We start from the raw sequence: 20,953 nt of genomic DNA on the forward strand, positions 1-20,953 counted from the left end.
TTTCAAGGGCCGAGCAGGTCGATCAGGTAGGGGATCAGCGGTTCGTCGGCCGGCGGCATCGCGAGCTCGCGCAGGTCGCGCGGGCGCACCCACTTGATCGCCTGGCCCTCGAGCGGGCGCGGCGTGCCGTTCCAGCGCCGGCAGACGTAGAGCGGCATCAGCAGGTGGAAGTCCGGATAGGCGTGGCTCGCGAAGGTGAGCGGCGCCAGGCACGGCTCCTCCACGCGGATGTCGATCTCCTCGGCCAGCTCGCGGATCAGCGTCGCCTCGGGGCGCTCGCCCGCCTCCACCTTGCCGCCGGGAAACTCCCACAGGCCGGCCAGCTGCTTGCCGGGCGGCCGCTCGCTGACGAGCACGCGGCCGTCGTGATCGACCAAGGCCACGGCGACCACGAGCAGCAGGCGCACCGGCGCCGTCATGGTTCCACCGCGAACGATGCCGTGGCTTCGGCCTGACTCGCGATCAGCCCGGCCTCGATCGGCACACGCTTGGCGTCAAACCGCGATCCTGCGGAAAAGCGAAAGGCCTGCGCCGCATCCGGCAGCTGCCCATGGCCGACGGTGAGCTGGCAGAGGCCGCCGATCTTGGCGCCTGCCGCTTCCGCCAACGCCTGGGCCTGGGACCGCGCGTCGCGCGTCGCCTCCACCCGAAGGCGGTTCTCGACGGCCAGGGGATCCTTCAGCCCGAAGGTGATCGCATCGATCCTGTTCGCCCCCGTATCGAGAGCCTGTCGCAGCAGGTCGCCGAGGCGGCCCAGATCGGCGAGCTGCACGCTGACGCGGTTCGTCGCGCGGTAACCGTCCGGCTGCTCCTGCCGCGTACCGTCCGGTCGCGTCGCGGTCCGCGTCGCCGGTTCCAGCACGACGGCCGCGGTGCCGACGTCGCCCGTCGGCACGCCGAGTCGCCCGGCCAGCGCCACGACGCCGCCGACCGCCTGTGACGACGCATCAAGTGCCGCCGCGGCGTTGGGCGCCTTGGCCTCGACGCCGATGACGACGGTCGCGAAGTCGGGTGCCTGAGTGGCCTGCGCGCGCCCGGTCACGGTGATCCGGCGCGCGCAGGCATCGTCGGCGCGAGCCGGCGACCCCAGGAGGCAGAAGCCGGAAGTCAGGGCGATCGCGAGGCGCCTCACGAGCGGTAATCCCCGTTGATCTCGATGTAGCCCTTGGTCAGGTCGCAGGTCCAGACCCGCGCCTTGCCCGTTCCGAGCCCGAGATCGACGCGGACGGTGACGTCGGATTCGCGCATCACGGCGCTCGCGGCATCCTCGCTGTAATCCGGGTCGCGGGCGCCGGCCACCGCCACGCGCACGTCGCCGAACCAGATCGCGAGGCGGTCGCGGTCGGCGGGCTCGCCGGCCTTGCCGACGGCCATCACCACGCGGCCCCAATTGGCGTCCTCGCCCGCGACCGCCGTCTTCACCAGCGGCGAGTTGGCAATCGACATCGCGATGCGATGGGCGGAGGCGTCGCTCTCGGCACCGCCGACCTCGACGGTGACGAACTTGCGGGCGCCCTCCCCGTCCTTGGCCACGAGCTGCGCCAGCTCGATCAGGAGGTCGTCCAGCGCCGCGCGGAAACCCGCGAGCCGCGGGTCGGCGGCGTCCGCGACCGGCGCGGTCGCGGCCTTGCCGGTGGCGAACAGCATCAGCGTGTCGGAGGTCGAGGTGTCGCCGTCGACCGTGACGCAGTTGAAGCTCTTGCCCGTGCCCTCCGCCAGCATCGCCTGCAGCACCGGCTGCGGCAGCGCCGCGTCGGTGAAGACGAAGGCCAGCATCGTCGCCATGTCCGGCGCGATCATCCCGGCGCCCTTGGCGATGCCGTTGATCGTGACCGCGACCCCGTCGATCTCGGCGGTCCGCGTCGCGCATTTCGGGAAGGTGTCGGTGGTCATGATCGCGCGGGCGGCGGCCTCCCAGGCCTCGGCGCCCGGCACCGTGCGCCCGGCGCAATCGGCGAGCACGCCCTCGAACTTGGTAGCGTCCAGCGGCTCGCCGATGACGCCGGTGGAGGCGATGAACACCTCGGTCTCGGCGCAGCCGGCCGCAGCGGCCGCGATCCGTGCCGTGAGCGCGACCGCATCCCGGCCGCGCGATCCCGTGAACGCATTGGCGTTTCCGGAGTTCACGACCAGCACGCGCGCCGCGCCACCGGCGAGCGCCTCGCGGCACCAGTCGACCGGCGCCGACGGGCAGCGCGAGCGGGTGAACACGCCGGCGGCGGCGGTGCCGGCGTCGAGGCCGACATAGAGCACGTCGGTGCGGCCGGAATAGCGGATCCCGGCCTGCGCGGTGGCGAGGGCGACGCCGCGGATCGGGGGCAGCGCCGGCGTCGAGGCCGGCGCGAGGGGGGAGACGGGGGGCGATTTTGCGGACGACATCGAAACCATCTCCGTGCGCTCGCGGCGTCGCCCGCGACGCGGCCCTGTTGCCCCGCCGGCCCGGCCTCGGTCAACCGCCTGCCCGATCCCGGCGCATGCCTGCTTCCTGGGCGGGTGCGCTCAGAAATACGGCGCAAACGCGGCGTGGGGCTTGCGCGAACGCTGCTTCCCGGCCTAGCATGCTGCGATGCAACGCGAACGCCGAGTCGAACGCGGAATGCCGCAACCCACCAGCGGAACGACGCTCGTGAGCCCGACCCAGCCCGCAGGGGGCTGCTACGGGATCCAGGTTCTCGTCGCCGGCCGGCAGAAGCGCTGGCGTGACGAGGTCTCCAATCAGGTCCGCCGCGCGGGCTTCCAGGCGACGGCCTGCGACAGCGGCGTCGACGCCCTCACCGTCCTCGTCCTCGGCCTTCCGGTCGACGTGCTGGTCGCCGATGTCGGGCTCGAAGGCGCGCTCTGCTGCTCGCGGCTCGCGGTCGAGGCCCGCGCCCTGCGACCGGGCCTGCGCATCGTCCTGGCCAGCGATCTCTACGAGGAGATGTCGGGCGACGCCTCGCACCTCCTCCCCGACGCGATCCTGATCCCGCGCGACCTGCGCAACGGCTCCGTGGCGAGCACCGTGCGCGAAGCCCTGGCGAACCGGCCCGCCTGACGCGCCGTCACGGCCACAGCACGTAGGCGATCAGCGCGAGGTTGCTCCAGCCGTGGAGCGCGATGCACGGCCAGAGCCGGCCGGTGCGCCAGCGCAGCCAGCCCAGCATCAGCGCCAGCGGCGCCAGCGAGACCGGGCGGGCCAATCCCCAGGCCGAGACGTGCGCCATCGCGAACAGCAATGCCGTGACGAGGATCGTCGCGGCCGGCGGCAGGAAGCGGCGGGCGGCGGCGAAGCCCTCCCCGCGCATCAGCATCTCCTCGGCGGCGGGCGCCAGCACCACGACGTAGCCGAGCCACGCCGCTACGGCGGCCGGGCTCAGCATCGGCGACAGGCGCACGCCGTTGCCGAAGGCCGCGCCGAACGCCTCCGCGGTGCCGGTGACCCAGGCGATGTGCACGGCCGGCCACAGCAGCAGGATCAGCAGCAGCGTGCGCGGCCGCATCCCGTTCGGCCGCTCGCGATCGAGGGCGAGCCGTCTGCGCCACCCGGTGCCGTCGCGGCGCAGGGCGACCGCGACGACGAGGCCGGCGAGGAAGACCTGCCGCAGCACGTCGACGGCGAGTTCGCGGCGGGCGAGCTCGGTGGCGCCGAGATAGGGCCGCCGCGCCGCGTCGAGGAACGGATCGATCCCGGCGAGCAGGTCGGCGCCGACCCGGACCGCGGCCAGCGACATCAGGCTCGCCGCCGCGAGGTAGAGCAGGAGCATCCCGGCCAGCACGACCAGGTTCACGCCGAGGCGGCCGGCCGCGACCCATCGCCGGTCCGGTTCGGACGGTGCGGCGGCTTCGATGGGCGGGACACCATGATCGGGCTTCAAAACCGCGGCGATCCCCACTATGTTCTTCTCACCGGTCGAAAGGCCGGAACGGCGACGAACGGTCTTCGCGACGCGCCGGTCACTTCGAACCTATCGGATCCGTTCCGTTCGCCGTAGCCCCCCGCCCTCGGACACGATGGCGCTGCCGGGCGGGACGGCCGGACGGGTCCGCCGGCGCGGTGGTCGGCAGCCTGACGCGGTTCCGCGCGTCGGCCGCTCGATACCCGGCCTCCGGCGACGGAAGCCGCCTTCCTTCCTCATCCGATTTGGTGCGCGTCCCGCGCGACAGGTCGTCGGGCAGACCGCACAGAGCGACCGCAGATGGCAGACGACCTGATCCGCTACGATCTCCTGGTTCAGGACGCCCTCCGCGGCGTCGTGCGCAAGGTGCTCGCCGACGCCGCCCGCGAGGGCTTGGCGGGGGAGCACCACTTTTACGTCTCCTTCCGCACCGAAGCCCCGGGCGTGCGGATGTCCCAGGCCCTGCGCGAGAAGTACCCGCAGGACATGACGATCGTCCTGCAGCACCAGTTCTGGGACCTCGGCGTGACCGAGCACAGCTTCGAGGTCGGGCTGTCCTTCTCCGGCGTTCCCGAGCGGCTGCTGGTGCCGTTCGATGCGCTGTCGGGGTTCTTCGATCCGTCCGTGCAGTTCGGCCTGAAGTTCGACCTCAACGAGACGGCGGAGGCCTCCGGCGAGGAGCCCGCCCCGAGCAACGCGAAGGCCGGCCCGCGCGGCGCGGCCTCCGAGCCGACCGAGATGAAGCCAAAATCGGTGACGCCCGGCACCGGCCTGGCGGCGATCGGCAGCACCGCGCCGAAGACTATCCCCGCCCTCCCCGCTGCGCAGAACGGCGGCAAGGCGGACGAGAAGGAGCCGCGCGTCGCGGCCAAGGCGGCGAAGAAGGACGCCGACGGCAACGAGGCCAGCGCCGAGGTCGTCAGCCTCGACGCGTTCCGAAAGAAGAGCTGAGGCTCGACGCTTCGGGAGTCAGCCCTCGTCCGGAGGCGTCCGCGCGATCGGGCCTCGGACGGGGTGTCTGGAAAATCACGCGGCCTCCGGCGGGCGCCTTCGAGGCTTCCGCGTCCCCAAGGCCTCTCGGAACGCGGACCCGAACGGCCGGCCCCACGACCACGAAAAAAGGCCGGGGCCTGCTCGGCCCCGGCCTTTCCTCAGAGCGGCGACATCGATCCTTCGACCGACGTCCCGTTTTGTTGGTCGGAGTAGCAGGACTTGAACCTGCGACCCCCTGTCCCCCAGACAGGTGCGCTACCGGGCTGCGCTATACTCCGTCACGTCCGCTCTCGCGTCGGCATGCCGTTGGGCCGCCGACACCCCGAAGGGTCCGCGGGTCTTAGCTTTCCGCTCCGGGGCACGCAAGCCCCGTTCCGGCGCTTCGCCGAAACAGGGTGGGGTGTCGCACCGATCCCGACGCCCCTTGCGCGAGGCGGGCCGGATCGGACACGAGACCGCGTGCGGTCTGGCGCAGCGAGGCGGGCGGTGGCGGTCTATTTCACGAGCGATACGCATTTCGGCGACCCGCGCATCCTGCGGCTCGACCGCCGGCCGTTTCCCGACCTCGCCGCGCACGATGCCGCGCTGATCGCGACGTGGAATCGCGTCGTCGCGCCCGACGACACCGTCTGGCATCTCGGAGACTTCGCCCTCGGGCCGCCGCGGGAGCGGGTCCACGCGATCCTCGCCGGCCTGAACGGAGAGAAGCACCTGATCGTCGGCAACAACGACGGGCCCGATACGCTCGATGCGCCGGGTTGGGCCTCGATCGCGCATTATGCCGAGATCGCGGTGGACGGCCGCGGCCTGGTGCTGTGCCACTACGCCTTCCGCACCTGGAACGGCATCGGCCGCGGCGTTCTCAATCTGCACGGCCATTCGCACGGGCAGCTCCGTGCCGCGCCCAAGCAGTACGACGTCGGCGTCGACGCGCAGGGCTTCGCGCCGGTCGACCTCGCCGCGATCCTGGTTTCGCGCCGCGGCCGCAGCGCAGCAAAAGCGGAACCATCGGCCTAGCTCCGCCGTTGAGCGCACGTGACTGGGGGTTGAACGACACCGGTCGAATACTTTGCCTCTTCCAGCGTACCGCTCGCGTGATTGTCTTCACGGTGGCCCATGACCCGAACCAAGACCACGATACTGGCCGCGTTCGGCCTCGTTCTCTGCCTCGGCCCGGCATTCGCCGCGCCCTCCTGCTTCGAAGGCCGCGCCAAGGTCGATGAGGCGTCCGCCCTCCGCTACCAGGCCCGTCAGGAAGCCCGCCTCGGCAACCACGATCGGGTCTGCGACACCCTCGACGAGATCGGGGACCGCTACAACGAGGCCCGCGACGCCTTCGAGGATTGCGGTGCCGGCGTCGTCGCGATCGATCTTCGCACCGAGCTGCGAAACCTTCGCATCGCCAAGCAAGTCAACCGCTGCGACTGACCGGGTGCGCGTTCGCACCGCAAAGCTTCTCCGTTCCGAGCATCGTCCCATCGAACGCGACGCAGCACGTCGCCGACAAGGCCAGCCGTCATGACCACCGAAACCCAGACCTTCACCACCGCCACCGGCCCGTCCTTCGCCGCCGCCCTGTGCGGCTTCCTCAGCACCACGGCGGCCACGACGATCCTGATGTTCCTGCTGAGCAGCGTCTGAGCCGAGGCTCGCTAGCGAATGCGCACCGCCGGCCATCGCCGTTGGGTCAGGGCGCGACCGACCAGAACCGACGCTTGTTGAACAGCATGTCCTGCGTTCCGATGGTCGGCCCCACCGCGGGCGGAGGCGGGCAAATCGGCTCCGGCCGCTGAGGGGCCGCCATCAGCGTGATCGGCGCGGCCGGAAACAGGCCGAGCCGCTGCTGGATCTCCGGGTTCCGCGCCGCCGCGATCGCCGCGATGCCGACGATCAGCGCCCCGGCCACGGCTCCCAGAACGAAGTTCATCATCCCATCAGCTTTCAGCGGTCAGGCCGGCCTGCCGCCCACGGCTCGCGTGTGATCGCGCAAGCCGGCGGCATTGCGGCGGACGACCCCAGCCGTTGATAGCGGCGAACGGTTTATGAGCCCCTGGTATCGGGGCGGGATGCCGGCAGCGACCGTCGGGCCTCTTCCGTCCGGCCCAGGGCCGCGCCATATTTGGCACATGGCAATTCCCAAGAAGCCCCGGCACGTCTCAGCGACCGGGAAGGCCGACCGGCCGGACGTGCAGCCGCTCGATCCGTTCCTGGCGCAGCTGCTGAGCCCCGCCCTCGCCCGCACGCCGCAGGTCAAATCCGAGCGGCCGGCCGAGCTGCCGCGGCCGGGCCAGCGCAAGCCGGCGAAGGCCAAGGCGAAACCGCCGGCCAAAGGCGCGACGACCGAGCCCGCCGGCTTCGGCGAGGCGCCGCAGCGCGGCTTCACCATCGCACCGGGCGCCGAGGTCGATCCGGCGCTGGCCCAGGCCCTCGGGATGACCCCACCCGAGGACGGCCCCGCCCCCGAGGGCGAGCCGGACCAGGCCCCGCTCGCCGCCGACGGCGTCTCCGCCACGGTCGACGCCCTGCAGCGCCTGCTCGAGGAAGGAAACCCGCTGTTCCGCGACGGGCAGACCTGGGTGCCGCATCGGCCGGACCGCCCGGCGAAGTCCGAGGGCGGCAAGCCGTTCCGCCTCGAATCCGAGTTCACGCCGGCCGGCGACCAGCCCACCGCCATCGCCGAGCTGGTCAAGGGCGTGAACGCGGCCGAGCGCGACCAGGTGCTGCTCGGCGTCACCGGCTCGGGCAAGACCTTCACGATGGCCAAGATCATCGAGGAGACGCAGCGCCCGGCCCTGATCCTGGCGCCGAACAAGACCCTGGCGGCGCAGCTCTACGGCGAGTTCAAGAGCTTCTTTCCCGACAACGCGGTCGAGTATTTCGTCTCGTATTACGATTACTACCAGCCCGAGGCCTACGTGCCGCGCTCGGACACCTTCATCGAGAAGGAATCCTCGATCAACGAGCAGATCGACCGGATGCGGCACTCGGCGACCCGCGCCCTGCTGGAGCGCGACGACGTCATCATCATCGCCTCGGTCTCGTGCATCTACGGCATCGGCTCGGTCGAGACCTACACCGCGATGTCGTTCACGGTGACGCTCGGCGAGAAGATCGAGCAGCGCCAGCTCGTCGCCGACCTGGTGGCGCTGCAGTACAAGCGCATCCAGGCGGACTTCGCCCGCGGCACCTTCCGGGTGCGCGGCGACGTGATCGAGCTGTGGCCGGCCCACTTGGAGGACCGCGGCTGGCGCATCGGCCTGTTCGGCGACGAGATCGAGAGCATCGTCGAGTTCGATCCGCTGACCGGCAAGAAGATCAACGAGCTGAAGTTCGTGAAGGTCTACGCCAACTCGCACTACGTCACGCCGCGGCCGACGCTGCAGCAGGCGATCAAGGGTATCAAGCACGAGCTCAACGGCCGCGTCGAAGAGCTGACCCGGATGGGTCGGCTGATCGAGGCCCAGCGGATCGAGCAGCGCTGCACCTTCGACATCGAGATGATCGAGGCGACGGGCGCCTGCAACGGCATCGAGAACTATTCGCGCTACCTCACCGGCCGCAAGCCGGGCGAGCCGCCGCCGACGCTGTTCGAGTACCTGCCCGACAACGCGCTGGTCTTCACCGACGAGAGCCACGTCACGGTTCCGCAGATCGGCGGCATGTACCGGGGCGACTTCCGGCGGAAGGCGACGCTCGCGGAGTACGGCTTCCGCCTGCCCTCCTGCCTCGACAACCGCCCGCTGCGCTTCGAGGAATGGGACGCGATGCGGCCGCAGACGGTCAACGTCTCGGCCACCCCCGGCAAGTGGGAGATGGAGCAGACCGGCGGCGTCTTCGCCGAGCAGGTGATCCGCCCGACCGGCCTCGTCGACCCGGTGATCGAGATCCGCCCGGCCCGCTCCCAGGTCGACGACCTGCTCGGCGAGGTCCGCGAGGTGGCGCAGGCCGGCTACCGCACCCTGGTCACCACCCTGACCAAGCGCATGGCCGAGGACCTGACCGAGTACCTGCACGAGAACTCGGTGCGCGTGCGCTACATGCACTCCGACATCGACACCTTGGAGCGCATCGAGATCATCCGCGACCTGCGGCTCGGCGCCTTCGACGTGCTGATCGGCATCAACCTGCTGCGCGAGGGCCTCGACATCCCGGAATGCGCGCTGGTCGCGATCCTCGACGCCGACAAGGAGGGCTTCCTGCGCTCCGAGACCTCGCTGGTCCAGACCATCGGCCGCGCCGCCCGCAACGCCGATGCGCGCTGCATCCTCTACGCCGACCAGATCACCGGCTCGATGGAGCGGGCGATGGCGGAGACCGAGCGCCGGCGCCAGAAGCAGCTCGCCTACAATCTCGAGCACGGCATCACCCCGCAGAGCGTCAAGCGCGGGATCAGCGACATCCTCAGCAGCGTGTTCGAGCGCGATCACGTCCAGGTCGATACCGGGATGGCGGAGATCACCGTCGGCCACAACCTCAAGGCGGTGATGTCCGATCTCGAGAAGCGGATGCGCACCGCCGCCGCCGATCTCGACTTCGAGGAGGCCGCGCGCCTGCGCGACGAGCTGAAGCGGCTCCAGGCGACCGAGCTGATGATCTCCGACGACCCGATGGCGCGCCAGGCCGACGTCGAGCGCGATGCCGGCAAGTACGGCCGCAAGGCCCCGCGCGGCTCGGGCACGCGGATTTCGAAGCCGACCCTCGACAACATGGGGCCGGGCACCGACCGCGAGTTGCCGGCGAGCGCCGTCGCCTGGGTGGAGCGGCCGAAGCCACGCTCGACGCAAGGGCTCGGCGGCCAGAAGCCGAAATACAAGGGCGGCGGCGGCCGGCGCTGAGATCGGCCTCCTGCGTCGGACGGTTGCCGCGAGCGGGATCACGTCCCGCGCAGGGCGGCAGCGTCTGCTCGGCCGCCACGGCTCGCTCCCCGTCATCCCATCTCGTCCCGAAGCTCCTGCGCGCAAGCGGTCGCCGCGCCGAATGCGGACGGTCGGGCGCGCGCTGAACCCCCGCGAAGAAAAGCAACTCTCGGTTGTAACTTCAAACCCTCGTTAAGCATTCCCGCTCAGATTGCATGAGCCATGCAATGGATCTCGTGCGTTGTGTTCTCGGCACGATGCAGCCTCCCGGCGTGGTTCCCTGTCGGAGTGCCCCCATGTCTCGTCGCCAGAACCGCGCCTCCGCGCGCACGTCCCCCCCTGCGCCACGTCGCGAAGCGGCCCGCTCGCGCAGCTCGATCGCGATCCCGCTGCTCGGAGGCGTTCTGCTCCTCGGCACTTCGGGCCTGGCCGAGGCCCAGGTCCTGCGTGGGGCGCTCGATCCGGTGACCACGGCCGTGAACAGCACCGCCGGAAGCCTGGCGACGGTCGATGCGACCCTCGGCGGCGGCAACCTCGCGACCGTCGGCGCGACGGTCGGCGGCGGATCGGTCGCGAATGTCGGTGCAACCGTCGGTGGCGGATCGGTCGCGGATGTCGGCGCCACCGTCGGCGGCGGCACCGTCGCCAACGTCGGAGCGACGGTCGGCGGCGGATCGGTCGCGACGGTCGGTGCCACGGTCGGCGGCGGCACGATCGCCGGGGTCGGCGCGACCGTCGGCGGCGGCACCGTGGCCAATGTCGGCGCCACGGTCGGCGGCGGCACGATCGGATCCGTCGGCGTGTCGGTCGGCGGCGGAACCGGGACCACCGCCGGCACCGGAACCGGAACCGGCACGACGGGCGGCACCGCCTGCAATCCCTGCACGGGCGGCGGAGCCGGACCCGGCGGCGGCGGCGGCAGCACCCTGTACGACCCGGCCCGCATCGCGGCGATCGAGCTGCGGCTGTCGAACGCCGAGAACCTGCCGATCCGCGGCAACAACGTCAGCCAGTTCCCACTCCCGGTCGCCGGCGGCGCTGACGCGCTCGCGGCCGGCTACGGCGCCACGGCGGGCGGCGTGAGCGCGACGGCCCTCGGGACCGAGGCGAACGCGGCCGGCGACGGGTCCATCGCGATCGGCCGCAGCGCCTCGGCGACGCAGGCCAACACCATCGCGATCGGTCCCGGCGCGCAGACCACCCGCACGAACCAGGTCGCGATCGGCAACGGTTCGAACACCTATACGCTCGGCGGGATCACGTCGGCGCAGAGCGCCGCGGCCCAGAACGGCGCGACGCAGTTCGTGACCACCGACGCGGCGGGCAACCTCGCGACCTCCGGCTACGGCCCGAGCACCATCGCAGGCCTCGGCTCCCGCCTCGACTCGGCGGAAGGGCGGATCGGCGGCGTCGAGTCCCGCGTCGGCGCGCTGGAATCGCGCACGAACGCCCTGTCGCAATACACCACCGAGACCCGGCGCGAGGCACGCCAGGGCGTCGCCACGGCGCTGGCGATGCCGACCGCGTCGATGCCCTCGGCACCCGGCCGCACCACCTGGGTCCTCAACAGCGCGACCTATCGCGGCGAGTGGGCCGGCGGCGCGGCACTCTCGCACCGCCTGCCGACCGCCGTGCCGCTGGCGATCAACGTCGGCTACGCCTATGGCGGCGACGGCGGCCACGGGGTGCGGGCCGGGCTCGGCGGCGAGTTCTGAGCGCGCCTCCCGCCCGGCTCGGGCCGGGCGGGCTCGGGCCATCGCGCAAGTCCTGAGGCAGCCGACACGGCAGGCCAGGCCTCTGGGTGTCGGGCGTGCCCGTCATCCAGGGGTCGTGTTCGTCGGACCCCCATGCGATCGGACGCTGGGGCTCGTCTCCCGCATCGACTTGCGGACGGGTCGAATGTCGCCGAGCGGGGCGGCTCGTTCGCCAAACCCGACCCGTCATTCCGGGGCACCGAAGGCGAGCCCGGAATCCCGAACCGCCGAGCCGGCCCGAAAGGGCGTCGACGGTCGATTCGGACAGCTTCGCTGGCGGTTCTGGGTTCCGGGCTCGGCTGCGCGGCCCCGGACTGACGGGTCGGGTTTCAGGACGGTCGCGGTCAGGTCGTCGAACCGTGCTTCGCCGTTCGGGCACGTCGGCCGCCCGCGACCCCCTCACCGCGCTCCGCGATGAAGGTCCCCGTCGATCAGCAGCGCGCTCTTGCCGTCGAGGCGGGTGCGGTAGACCTGCAGGTTCTCCATCACCCGCTGGACGTAGTTGCGGGTCTCGGTGAACGGGATGCGCTCGACCCAGTCGATCGCGTCGACCTCGCCCTTGCGCGGATCGCCGTAGGCGTCGATCCACTTCTTCACGTTGCCGCCGCCGGCGTTGTAGGAGGCGAAGGCGAGGATGTAGGAGCCGCGCCAATCCTCCATCAGCTCGCCGAGATGGGCCTGGCCGAGGCGCGCGCTGTAGATCGCGTCGGTGCCGAGCCGGTCCGGGTCGTAGGCGGCCGAGACGCGTCGCGCGGTGCGCTGGGCGGTGGCCGGCATCATCTGCATCAGGCCGCGCGCGCCGACGCCGGACTGCGCCCGCGGGTCGAACTGGCTTTCCTGGCGCGCGATCGCGAAGACCATCGCCTTCTCGACCAGCGGCACCGAGCCGAACGCCTCGTAGGTCGGGATGCCGATGGTGGGGTAGGCGTGCGCGTCGAGCGGCAGGCCGCGCTGCACCGCGAGCTTGCCGACGGCGACGAGGGCGCGGGCGTCCTTCATCTCGACGGCGAGGTCGCCGAGGGCCTGCACCTCGCGCGCATCGGTGAGGCGCTGCGCGGTGTCGATGTAGAGCGGAAGCGCCAGCTCCTTCAGCGAGGCGGCCCCGAGCAGGCGCAGGGCACGGATGCAGAGGCGGTCGTCGAAGGCGGCGCGCGCCGGGCCATCGAGGTCGGCGGGCGCGCGCAGCGCGAGGCTGGTCTGGCCGAGCTTGGCCCGGGCGAGCTGCCCGTAATAGGCGATCGGCTGCAGCGCCGCGGTCTCGTAGAACCCCTTGGCCGCATCGGCCTGCCCGAGGGCTTCGGCCGCCCGGCCCTGCCAGTAGGCGGCGCGGGCGATCGAGATCGGCGTCTCGGCGATGCCGGCGGCCAGCGCGAAGTGGCGGGACGCGGCCTCCGGGTCGCTGCCGAAGCGGAGCGCGATCCAGCCGGCGTGGAACTCGGCCTCGATCCGCTTCTCGACCGTGCGGGCCGGGTTGGCGCTCGCCACCGCGTAGGCGGTCCTGGCGTCGCCGAGGTCGATCAGCTTGCGCGCGACGATGCGGCGCTCGACCCACCATTCGTCGCCGTCGACGAGCACGTCCGGGTTGCTCGGCGCGGTCGCCAGCACGGCCGCCGCCTCGGCCGGCTTGTCGACCCGGCGCAGGAACTGCGCCCGCGACAGGATGTAGGAGCTGTCGCTGCGCAGCGACGGCGGCACCGCGGCGAGGGCGGAGGCGGCCCCGGAGCTCTTGTCCTCGACGGCCCGGCGCGCCCGCACCAGGCTGGCATAGGCGCCGCCGGCATAGGTCGCGGCCCGGCCGGCCGCCTCCCAGTCTTCCTTCAGGAGCGCACGCTCCATGCGGTAGCGGTGATCGATGCGGGTGAGCACGCCCGAGAAGGCGTCGGCGACCCTGGCCTCGAGCGAGCGGCCGAAGGTCTCGGAGCGCCACAGGTCGCGGACGAGGTCGGCGGCGTCCGCATCGAGCCCGTCCGCCTTGAACGCCAGCGCCAGGGCGAACTTGCCCGGCGCGCTCGCCGGCCGGGTCGCACCGAAATAGGCGCGCACCGTCGCCGGATTCCTGCGCTCGGTGAGCAACGCCTCCTCGGCGCGGCGGCGAAGCAGCGGGCCCGCCGGCCAGTCCGGGTTGGCGCGGGTGAAGGCGACGGTGCGCTCGAAGCCGATGCCGGCGCCGGCGCGGATCGCGACCCATTCGAGCAGCGCCCGCGCCGCCGGATCGGAGAAGCCGTCGCGCAGGCGGTCGCCGTCGGCGACCTTGCCCTTGCGGTAGAAGTCGATCGCCTGGCGCAGCTGGGCGACGTCGGTGTCGCCGACGCGGGCGATCGGGCCGAGGCCCGGCACCTCCGGCACGGGGGCGGCCGGCGTCACGGCGGCGTCGGGCAGCGGGAAGGCGACGGGCGCGTCCGGGTCGGCCGAGGCGTAGGCGGCGGCGCCCGCCGGGAGCGCCTGCCCGGGCGGAAGCGGCTTGGCGGCCCCGGCATCGCCGGCGGCCTTCGGATCGAGCTTGAGCGCGTCGGCGGCGACCGGATCGATCGCGGTCCTGGCACCCTCGACCTGGCTGGCCGGCGCCGTGGCGTCGCTCGCCGGCGGCGTCGGCTGCGAGGCGGGCGGGGCCTGGACCCGCGGCAGGTCGACCGCCGGCGCGGCCAGCGCCACGCCCGCGGTCAGCGCGAGGCCGAGGGCAACGATCTGCGAGCGTGTGAGGGACGCCATGGATGCGGTCACTCTCTGCGATCCGGTTTCGACGGATGCCGGCAAAGGACAGCCTCGGCGCCGAGCGTTAAGAACGCATTAACCGCGTGCGCGAAGGGTTTGCGCGGGGGTGGCGGAAGCCCTATGTCTGCGCTGCCCGCAGCGCGGCGCCGGACCACCGGCCCAGGCCGGAGCGGGCAACGAGACCGGCTGGGACGCCCGAGATGACCGAGACCACTGCGCGCCGCCTTCGGGGCTCCATGACCGCCCTGGTGACGCCGTTCCGCGACGGCGCCTTCGACGAGGCGGCGTTCCGAAAGTTCGTGGCCTGGCAGATCGAGCAGGGCAGCCACGGCCTGGTGCCGACCGGCACCACCGGCGAGAGCCCGACGCTGACGCACAGCGAGCACGACCGCGTGGTCGAGGCCTGCATCGACGAGGCCGGCGGCCGCGTGCCGGTGATCGCCGGCGCCGGATCGAACTCCACGGCCGAGGCGGTCGAGCGGGCGCAGCACGCCGAGAAGGCGGGCGCCGACGCGGTGCTCGTGGTCACGCCGTACTACAACAAGCCGACGCAGGGCGGGCTCTACGCCCACTTCAAGGCCGTCAACGACGCGGTCGGCATTCCGATCATCATCTACAACATCCCTCCGCGCTCCGTCGTCGACATGAGCGTCGAGACGATGGCGCGGCTGTTCGAGCTCAAGAACATCGCCGGGGTGAAGGACGCGACCGCCAAGATCGATCGCGTCAGCCTCCAGCGGCAGGCCATGGGCGAGGGTTTCATCCAGCTTTCGGGCGAAGATGCGACCGCGCTCGGCTACAACGCCCATGGCGGCCACGGCTGCATCTCGGTGGTGTCGAACGTGGCGCCGCGGCTCTGCGCCGACCTGCAGGAGGCGACGCTGTCGGGCGACTTCGCCAAGGCGCTGCAGCTGCAGGACCGGTTGCTGCCGCTCCAGGTCGGGCTGTTCGCCGAATCCAACCCCTCGCCGGTGAAGTACGCCCTGGAACGCCTCGGCCACATGAGCGCCGACGTGCGCCTGCCGCTCGTGCCGGTCTCGGACGCGACCAAGGCGATCGTCGACGCCGCCCTGCGCCATGCCGGCCTCCTGGCCGGCTGACGCCAGGCACCGAAGAGACCGATGGCTCCCAAACCCGAACCGAACCGCCGCATCGTCGCCGACAACCGCGCCGCGCGCTTCCACTACGCGATCGAGGACACCCTGGAGGCCGGCATCTCGCTGACTGGAACCGAGGTGAAATCGCTGCGCAGCGGGCGCGCGACCATCGGCGAGGCCTATGCCGGCCCGTCGGGCGGCGACCTGATGCTGTTCAACGCCTACATCCCGGAATACGTCCAGGCGAGCCGCTTCAACCACGAGACCAAGCGCCCGCGGCGCCTACTGATGCACCGCCGCCAGATCGACAAGTGGATCGGCGCGACGCAGCGCCAGGGCTACACGGTGGTGCCGCTGAAGATCTACTTCAACGAGAAGGGCCGCGCGAAGGTCGAGCTCGGCCTCGGCAAGGGCAAGCAGGCCCACGACAAGCGCGAGGCCGCCAAGGAGCGCGACTGGCAGCGCGACCGCGCCCGGATTATGCGCGACCGGGGGTAGCTCCCGGACGGCCGCGCGGGTCGGCGCGACGATGCCCGGCCCGGGTTGCGAGAGTCCGATTGCGCCTTCCCTCCCCCCATTGCGGGGGAGGGTGGGCCTCGCGTGAGCGAGGGTCGGGAGAGGGGTGCGCCGTATCCGGCAGCGTCGCACCCCTCTCCCGACCCGCTTCGCGGGCCACTCTCCCCCGCAGAGGGGGGAGGGAAGCGACGCGCGGATGTTCGTTCAAGAAAGCAGATTTCGAGGCTGGAACGAGAGGTGGCGTGCGCGATGCCCCATCTCGTTGAATCGCCTGCTCGAACCGGAGCCGCGCCATGGACCCGAACCTCGCCCTGCCCGCCGACCTTCCCACCCCGATCGACGACGGTGCGGCGGCGCACCTGACCGGGATGAGGCTGCCGGACGTGTCGCTCGCGGCGACCGACGGCACCCGCGTCTCGCTGGCGAAGCTCGCCGGGCGGACGGTGGTCTTCGCCTATCCGCGAACCGGCGCGCCGGGACACCCGAACCTGGTGGCGGACTGGGACGCGATTCCCGGTGCACGCGGCTGCACGCCGCAAGCGTGCGGCTTCCGCGATCTCCATGACGACCTGAAGGCCCGCGGCGTCGCGCAGGTGCACGGGCTCTCGACGCAGACGGGCGCCTACCAGCGCGAGGCGGCGACGCGCCTGCAGCTGCCGTTCACGCTGCTGTCGGACGCCTCGCGCGCCTTCGCGATGGCGGTGCGGCTGCCGACCTTCGAGGCGGCCGGTACCATCCTGCTGTGCAGGCTCAGCCTCGTCGTCGACGACGGCGTCGTGACGAAGGTGTTCTACCCGGTGTTCCCACCCGATCGCAGCGCGGCCGACATCCTGGCCTGGCTCGATGGGGAGGGAACCGCGAAGGCCTAATCCTCGGCGGGGGCGTCCGGCGCTCCGTTCGCGCCCTGACGGATGCCGTAGCGGCTTTCCAGGCCCGGGTTGGCGCGGGCGGGCCGCTCGGCATAGTCGCGCGTCCGGTCGCCGGCCGGGCGAGCCTGCCGCTCGCTGGGGTCTCGCCCGACCTTGCCGATCAGCTGCACGAGGTCGACGAACTCGTCGGCCTGGCGGCGCAGGTCGTCGGAGATCATCGCCGGCTGGGTCTGGATGGTGGAGACCACCGTGACCTTCACGCCGCGGCGCTGCATCGCCTCGACCAGCGAGCGGAAATCGCCGTCGCCGGAGAACAGCACCATGTGGTCGATGTACTGGCTCAGCTCGAGCGCATCGATCGCAAGCTCGATGTCCATGTTGCCCTTGACCTTGCGGCGGCCGAGCGAGTCGGTGAACTCCTTGGCGGGCTTGGTGACGACGCGGTAGCCGTTGTAGTCGAGCCAGTCGATCAGCGGACGGATCGAGGAATACTCCTGATCCTCGATCATCGCGGTGTAGTAGAACGCCCGAATCATGTTGTCGCGGGACTGGAATTCTTTCAGAAGCCGCTTGTAGTCGATGTCGAAGCCGAGGGCCTTCGTCGTCGCGTAGAGGTTGGCGCCGTCGATGAACAGGGCGCTGCGCTGTAGTGCACTCATGGCACGATCCATTTCTAAAATATAACCAAAACAATCATGGCACGTACCGCCCGCGGAAAAGCAGGTGGACGACACGCATCAAGGTTACGGGTGCAAAGTCGGCCCAACGGAGGACAGTGGACGCTGCTTGTTCCAAAAATCGCCGGCGACGGTGCGCAATAGTGACCGTACGGCATGTGTGAAGCGCACGATGGAATGTGTCAACCTTCGACGGAAAACGTCCTTTCGACGATCGGTCGACACAACCTCGTCGATCTTTTTCTCATTCGCCCCGCAACAACAGCGAAACATCTGCTGCCGGGACGATCAAACGCGCGTGAGCCCGTCGGCCAGCGCTCAGGCCTGCGACATGACACGGCTGCCCGGCTTCACCGGAGGCAATGCGGCCAGCTCGGGCGGCAGCGCGTCGGGGGGATAGGCCGGGATGTCGAGTGTGACGAGCGAGAGCAGCGGCAGGCCGATCTCGCCGCGGCCGCCCGAGCGGTCGATCAGGCAGGCGGCGCCGACGATCTCGCCGGGCTCGCCCCGCAGCGAGGCGAGGCATTCGCGCGCGGACAGCCCGGTCGTGACGATGTCCTCGACGATCACCGCGCGCTGGCCGGCCGGGATGCTGAAGCCGCGCCGCAGGGTGAACGGGCCGCCGGGATCGCGCTCGACGAAGATCGCGCGCGCCCCGAGGTGCCGCGCGGTCTCGTAGCCGGGCACGATGCCGCCGATCGCCGGCGAGACGACGATGTCGATTGGGCCGAAGCGCGCCGTGATCACGGCGGCGAGCGCCCTGCACAGGCGCTCGGTGCGCGGCGGCTCGGAGAAGATCGCCATCTTCTGCAGGAAGACCGCCGAGCGCAGGCCGGAGCTCAGGATGAAGTGGCCTTCGAGCAGCGCGCCCGCATCGCGGAACTCCGCGAGAACCTCATCCGGACTCATGCGCACGGCTCCTCGCGGGGTGATGGCGAACGCTGCGCTTGTGGCAGCGGGAGCAGGTGGAGGCAAGCGGAAGGGGAAGCGTCGCGGCGCACCGCGTCTCGGCCGCTCGACCCTGGTTTCCGGCTCCGCGCCGTCGTTCCCGAGTGCAGAAGGCGAAGCCGGCATCCGGAGCCGCGGGTGCCGATCGAGACGGCGGTCATGGGCGGATCCAGCGTCCGGGCTGCGCTGTGCGGCTTCGGGATGAAGGCCGTGCGTCGATTGCGGGCGCGCCTCGTCCGCCGAGGCAGAAGCACGGATCGGAGGATGTTGCGCCGCCTACCCGTTCACCCGGTCGACCCGGCTCACCGTCCGCTTGCCGCGCAGCTCCGCGATGATCGCGTTCAGATGCTGCAGGTCCCAGACCGAGAGGTCGATGACGATGTCGGTGAAGTCCTGAGTGCGGCGCTTCATCGAGAGGTTGTCAATGTTGCCGTCGTGGTCGGCGATCACCTGTGCGATCTGCGCCAGCACGCCGGGCTCGTTGATCGATTGCGTGGCGAGCCGCGCGGGGAAGCGCTCGGTGGCGTCCGCCTCGATGTCCCAGCGCACGTCGAGCCAGCGCTCGGGCTCGTTGTCGAACGCGGCCAGGGCCGCCGACTGGATCGGGTAGATCGTCACGCCGACGCCGGGCGTCAGGATGCCGACGATGCGGTCGCCGGGCACCGCGCCGCCGTCCGGGGCGAAGCTCACCGGCAGGTCGCCGGCGAGGCCGCGGATCGGGATCGCGTCGGTTCCGTCCGCCGCGCCGCCGCCCGGGAAGGTCAGGCGCATGGTCTGGTCCTTCGACCGGATCAGGCGGCCGGCGCCGTTGACCACCGGTTGCGGCACCCCGGCCGGGCCCGATTTCCGCTCGTCCTTGTAGTCTGGGTAGACGCCGCGCACGACGTCGCCCGAGAACATCTCGCCGCGCCCCACCGCCGCGAACACGTCCTCGGCCGAGGCGCGGGCGAGGCGCGGGAGCGCGCCGCGCAGCTTGTCGTCGGTGAAGCTCTTGCCCGCGCGCTCGAACGCCCGATCGAGGATCTGGCGCCCGAGGCCGGCATATTGTCGACGCACCGCCGAGCGGGTCGCGCGCCGGATCGCAGCGCGGGCCTTGCCGGTGACGACGAGCGATTCCCAGGCGGCCGGCGGCGCGGCGCCGTCCGAGCGCGAGATCTCGACCTCGTCGCCGTTGGCGAGCTCGTGCAGCAGCGGCGCCATCCGGCCGTTGATCTTGGCGCCGACCGCCGAGTTGCCGACGTCGGTGTGCACCGCGTAGGCGAAGTCGATCGGCGTGGCGCCGCGCGGCAGGGCGATGAGCCGGCCCTTCGGCGTGAAGCAGAACACCTGGTCCTGAAACAGCTCGAGCTTGGTGTGCTCGAGGAATTCCTCCGGGCTGTCGCCCTCGGCCAGCAGCTCGATCGTGCGGCGCAGCCACTGGTAGGCGCCGCTCTCGGCCGCCAGCCGCGGGGCGACGCCGCCCTCCGGCTCGCGGCCGGCCGGCAGCTTGCCGGCCTCCTTGTAATGCGCGTGCGCGGCGATGCCGTACTCGGCGATGTCGTCCATCGCCCGGGTGCGGATCTGCAGCTCGACGCGCTGGCTCTTCGGGCCGATCACCGTGGTGTGGATCGAGCGGTAGTCGTTCTGCTTCGGCGTCGAGATGTAGTCCTTGTAGCGCCCCGGCACCATCGGCCAGGTGGTGTGGACGACGCCGAGCGCCGCGTAGCAATCGTCCAGCGTCTCGACGACGACGCGGAAGCCGAACACGTCCGAGAGCTGCTCGAAGGCGACGGACTTGCGCTCCATCTTCGACCAGATCGAGAACGGCCGCTTCTGGCGGCCGGTGACGGCGGCCTCGATCCCGCGGGCGGAGAGTTTTGCGGTGAGGTCGCGCTCGATGGTGTCGACCAGGCTCTCGGTCTTCGCGGTGAGGTCGGAGAGCCGCCGCGTGACGGTGGCGTAGATCTCCGGCTTGAGGTTGCGGAAGGACAGGTCCTCCAGCTCCTCGCGCAGCTCCTGCATGCCCATGCGCCCGGCCAGCGGCGCGTAGATGTCCAGTGTCTCCTGCGCGATCCGCTCGCGCTTGTCCGCGCGCATGTGCTGGAGTGTGCGCATGTTGTGCAGGCGGTCGGCGAGCTTGACCAGCAGCACGCGCACGTCCGCCGCCACGGCGAGCAGCAGCTTGCGGAAGTTCTCGCCCTGCGCCGCGCGCTTCGAGACGAGGTCGAGGCGCTTGAGCTTGGTCAGGCCGTCGACCAGCGCGCCGATCTCGGAGCTGAACAGCTCGCGGATCTCGTCGAGCGTCGCCGCCGTATCCTCGACGGTGTCGTGCAGCACCGCCGCGACGATGGTCGCGTCGTCGAGGCGCAAGTCCGTGAGGATCGCGGCGACCTCGAGGGGATGGGCGAAGAACGGGTCGCCGGACGCCCGCTTCTGCGTGCCGTGCGCGCGCATGGCGTAGACGTAGGCACGGTTGAGCAGCGCCTCGTTCGTCGCGGGGTTGTAGCGCTTCACCCGCTCGACGAGTTCGTACTGGCGCATCATCCGCCGGGAGACCCTTTCCGATCGCGAGGAGGCGCAAGTCTCACGCAAGCCGCGGCCGCGCGCCAGCCCCGAATGCGTCGCAGCCCGAGAAAGCCGAGGCGGCGCGCAAGCAAAAGGCCCGGCGTCTCCGCCG

At 71.3% G+C, this 20,953-nt stretch carries 19 protein-coding genes and 1 tRNA gene; 10 read left to right on the plus strand and 10 right to left on the minus strand.

Going from position 1 to position 20,953, the window contains the following annotated elements; translation table 11 throughout:
• Positions 1–2 precede the first annotated feature (2 nt).
• The 3 genes from MKK64_RS09370 to argJ are packed head-to-tail and all read right to left on the minus strand — an operon-like array spanning position 3 to position 2,379.
• Entirely contained in the window at positions 3–419 is a 417-nt protein-coding gene (locus MKK64_RS09370; RefSeq protein WP_147727255.1) for a (deoxy)nucleoside triphosphate pyrophosphohydrolase, read from the minus strand.
• Positions 416–1,132: an SIMPL domain-containing protein gene (locus tag MKK64_RS09375; protein WP_243933907.1), complete on the minus strand. Its 717-nt coding sequence runs from the start codon at positions 1,130–1,132 to the stop codon at positions 416–418. Before MKK64_RS09375 ends, MKK64_RS09370 begins: the two co-directional genes overlap by 4 nt.
• Positions 1,129–2,379, minus strand: coding sequence for a bifunctional glutamate N-acetyltransferase/amino-acid acetyltransferase ArgJ (argJ, locus tag MKK64_RS09380; protein WP_147842296.1), 1,251 nt, complete (start codon positions 2,377–2,379; stop codon positions 1,129–1,131). The genes MKK64_RS09375 and argJ overlap by 4 nt, the downstream gene beginning before the upstream one ends.
• A gap of 217 nt (positions 2,380–2,596) precedes the next feature.
• Here argJ and MKK64_RS09385 point away from each other — a divergent pair, with 217 nt between their 5' ends.
• Positions 2,597–3,034, plus strand: coding sequence for a histidine kinase (locus tag MKK64_RS09385; RefSeq protein WP_147729923.1), 438 nt, complete (start codon positions 2,597–2,599; stop codon positions 3,032–3,034).
• Between the two features lie 7 nt (positions 3,035–3,041).
• Here MKK64_RS09385 and MKK64_RS09390 read toward each other — a convergent pair whose 3' ends face one another.
• Positions 3,042–3,854, minus strand: coding sequence for a CPBP family intramembrane glutamic endopeptidase (locus tag MKK64_RS09390; RefSeq protein ID WP_243933911.1), 813 nt, complete (start codon positions 3,852–3,854; stop codon positions 3,042–3,044).
• A gap of 321 nt (positions 3,855–4,175) precedes the next feature.
• Between MKK64_RS09390 and MKK64_RS09395 the strand changes: the two genes are divergently transcribed.
• Positions 4,176–4,826 carry an SspB family protein gene (locus MKK64_RS09395; RefSeq protein ID WP_243933914.1) on the plus strand — a complete coding sequence of 217 codons (651 nt, stop codon included), beginning with the start codon at positions 4,176–4,178 and terminating at the stop codon, positions 4,824–4,826.
• A 243-nt stretch (positions 4,827–5,069) separates the two neighbouring features.
• Here the strand turns inward: MKK64_RS09395 and MKK64_RS09400 are convergent.
• Positions 5,070–5,146: transfer RNA gene (locus MKK64_RS09400), tRNA-Pro, on the minus strand.
• 208 nt (positions 5,147–5,354) lie between these two features.
• On the opposite strand from MKK64_RS09400, the gene MKK64_RS09405 reads away from it, so the two are divergent.
• From MKK64_RS09405 to MKK64_RS28065, 3 genes are all read left to right on the plus strand, one after another.
• Complete coding sequence (locus MKK64_RS09405) at positions 5,355–5,885, plus strand: metallophosphoesterase (RefSeq protein WP_243933916.1); 531 nt, start codon at positions 5,355–5,357, stop codon at positions 5,883–5,885.
• Between the two features lie 99 nt (positions 5,886–5,984).
• Positions 5,985–6,296, plus strand: a complete 312-nt coding sequence (locus MKK64_RS09410; RefSeq protein ID WP_147842294.1) for a hypothetical protein — start codon at positions 5,985–5,987, stop codon at positions 6,294–6,296.
• A 90-nt stretch (positions 6,297–6,386) separates the two neighbouring features.
• Positions 6,387–6,509 (plus strand): hypothetical protein, encoded by a 123-nt coding sequence (locus tag MKK64_RS28065; RefSeq protein ID WP_279593107.1) that lies wholly within the window; start codon positions 6,387–6,389, stop codon positions 6,507–6,509.
• A 46-nt stretch (positions 6,510–6,555) separates the two neighbouring features.
• On the opposite strand, the gene MKK64_RS09415 is transcribed toward MKK64_RS28065, so the two are convergent.
• Positions 6,556–6,795, minus strand: coding sequence for a hypothetical protein (locus MKK64_RS09415; RefSeq protein ID WP_313898900.1), 240 nt, complete (start codon positions 6,793–6,795; stop codon positions 6,556–6,558).
• A gap of 199 nt (positions 6,796–6,994) precedes the next feature.
• Here MKK64_RS09415 and uvrB point away from each other — a divergent pair, with 199 nt between their 5' ends.
• Positions 6,995–9,703 carry an excinuclease ABC subunit UvrB gene (gene uvrB, locus MKK64_RS09420; protein WP_243933918.1) on the plus strand — a complete coding sequence of 903 codons (2,709 nt, stop codon included), beginning with the start codon at positions 6,995–6,997 and terminating at the stop codon, positions 9,701–9,703.
• Positions 9,704–10,020: 317 nt separating this feature from the next.
• A complete protein-coding gene (locus MKK64_RS09425; protein WP_243933924.1) occupies positions 10,021–11,439 on the plus strand; it encodes a hypothetical protein in 1,419 nt (472 codons plus the stop codon).
• A gap of 438 nt (positions 11,440–11,877) precedes the next feature.
• Here MKK64_RS09425 and MKK64_RS09430 read toward each other — a convergent pair whose 3' ends face one another.
• On the minus strand, positions 11,878–14,187 hold the full coding sequence (locus MKK64_RS09430) for a transglycosylase SLT domain-containing protein (protein WP_243933938.1): 2,310 nt from the start codon (positions 14,185–14,187) through the stop codon (positions 11,878–11,880).
• Between the two features lie 203 nt (positions 14,188–14,390).
• Between MKK64_RS09430 and dapA the strand changes: the two genes are divergently transcribed.
• From dapA to MKK64_RS09445, 3 genes are all read left to right on the plus strand, one after another.
• The gene (gene dapA / locus MKK64_RS09435; protein ID WP_147727736.1) at positions 14,391–15,290 is read left to right on the plus strand and encodes a 4-hydroxy-tetrahydrodipicolinate synthase; all 900 of its coding nucleotides are present in this window, start codon (positions 14,391–14,393) and stop codon (positions 15,288–15,290) included.
• A gap of 21 nt (positions 15,291–15,311) precedes the next feature.
• The gene (smpB, locus tag MKK64_RS09440; protein ID WP_147727737.1) at positions 15,312–15,785 is read left to right on the plus strand and encodes an SsrA-binding protein SmpB; all 474 of its coding nucleotides are present in this window, start codon (positions 15,312–15,314) and stop codon (positions 15,783–15,785) included.
• 311 nt (positions 15,786–16,096) lie between these two features.
• A complete protein-coding gene (locus tag MKK64_RS09445; protein ID WP_243933946.1) occupies positions 16,097–16,672 on the plus strand; it encodes a peroxiredoxin in 576 nt (191 codons plus the stop codon).
• Here MKK64_RS09445 and MKK64_RS09450 read toward each other — a convergent pair.
• The 3 genes from MKK64_RS09450 to MKK64_RS09460 all read right to left on the minus strand — a co-directional run bounded on the left by MKK64_RS09450 (position 16,669) and on the right by MKK64_RS09460 (position 20,820).
• Complete coding sequence (locus tag MKK64_RS09450) at positions 16,669–17,331, minus strand: NYN domain-containing protein (RefSeq protein WP_243933947.1); 663 nt, start codon at positions 17,329–17,331, stop codon at positions 16,669–16,671. The genes MKK64_RS09445 and MKK64_RS09450 overlap by 4 nt on opposite strands.
• 336 nt (positions 17,332–17,667) lie before the next feature.
• Positions 17,668–18,258: an orotate phosphoribosyltransferase gene (gene pyrE / locus MKK64_RS09455; RefSeq protein ID WP_243933954.1), complete on the minus strand. Its 591-nt coding sequence runs from the start codon at positions 18,256–18,258 to the stop codon at positions 17,668–17,670.
• Positions 18,259–18,573: 315 nt separating this feature from the next.
• Positions 18,574–20,820, minus strand: coding sequence for a RelA/SpoT family protein (locus MKK64_RS09460; protein WP_243933956.1), 2,247 nt, complete (start codon positions 20,818–20,820; stop codon positions 18,574–18,576).
• Between the last annotated feature and the right edge of the window lie 133 nt (positions 20,821–20,953).

The organism is Methylobacterium sp. E-025 (genome assembly GCF_022829705.1).
GTDB lineage: Bacteria > Pseudomonadota > Alphaproteobacteria > Rhizobiales > Beijerinckiaceae > Methylobacterium.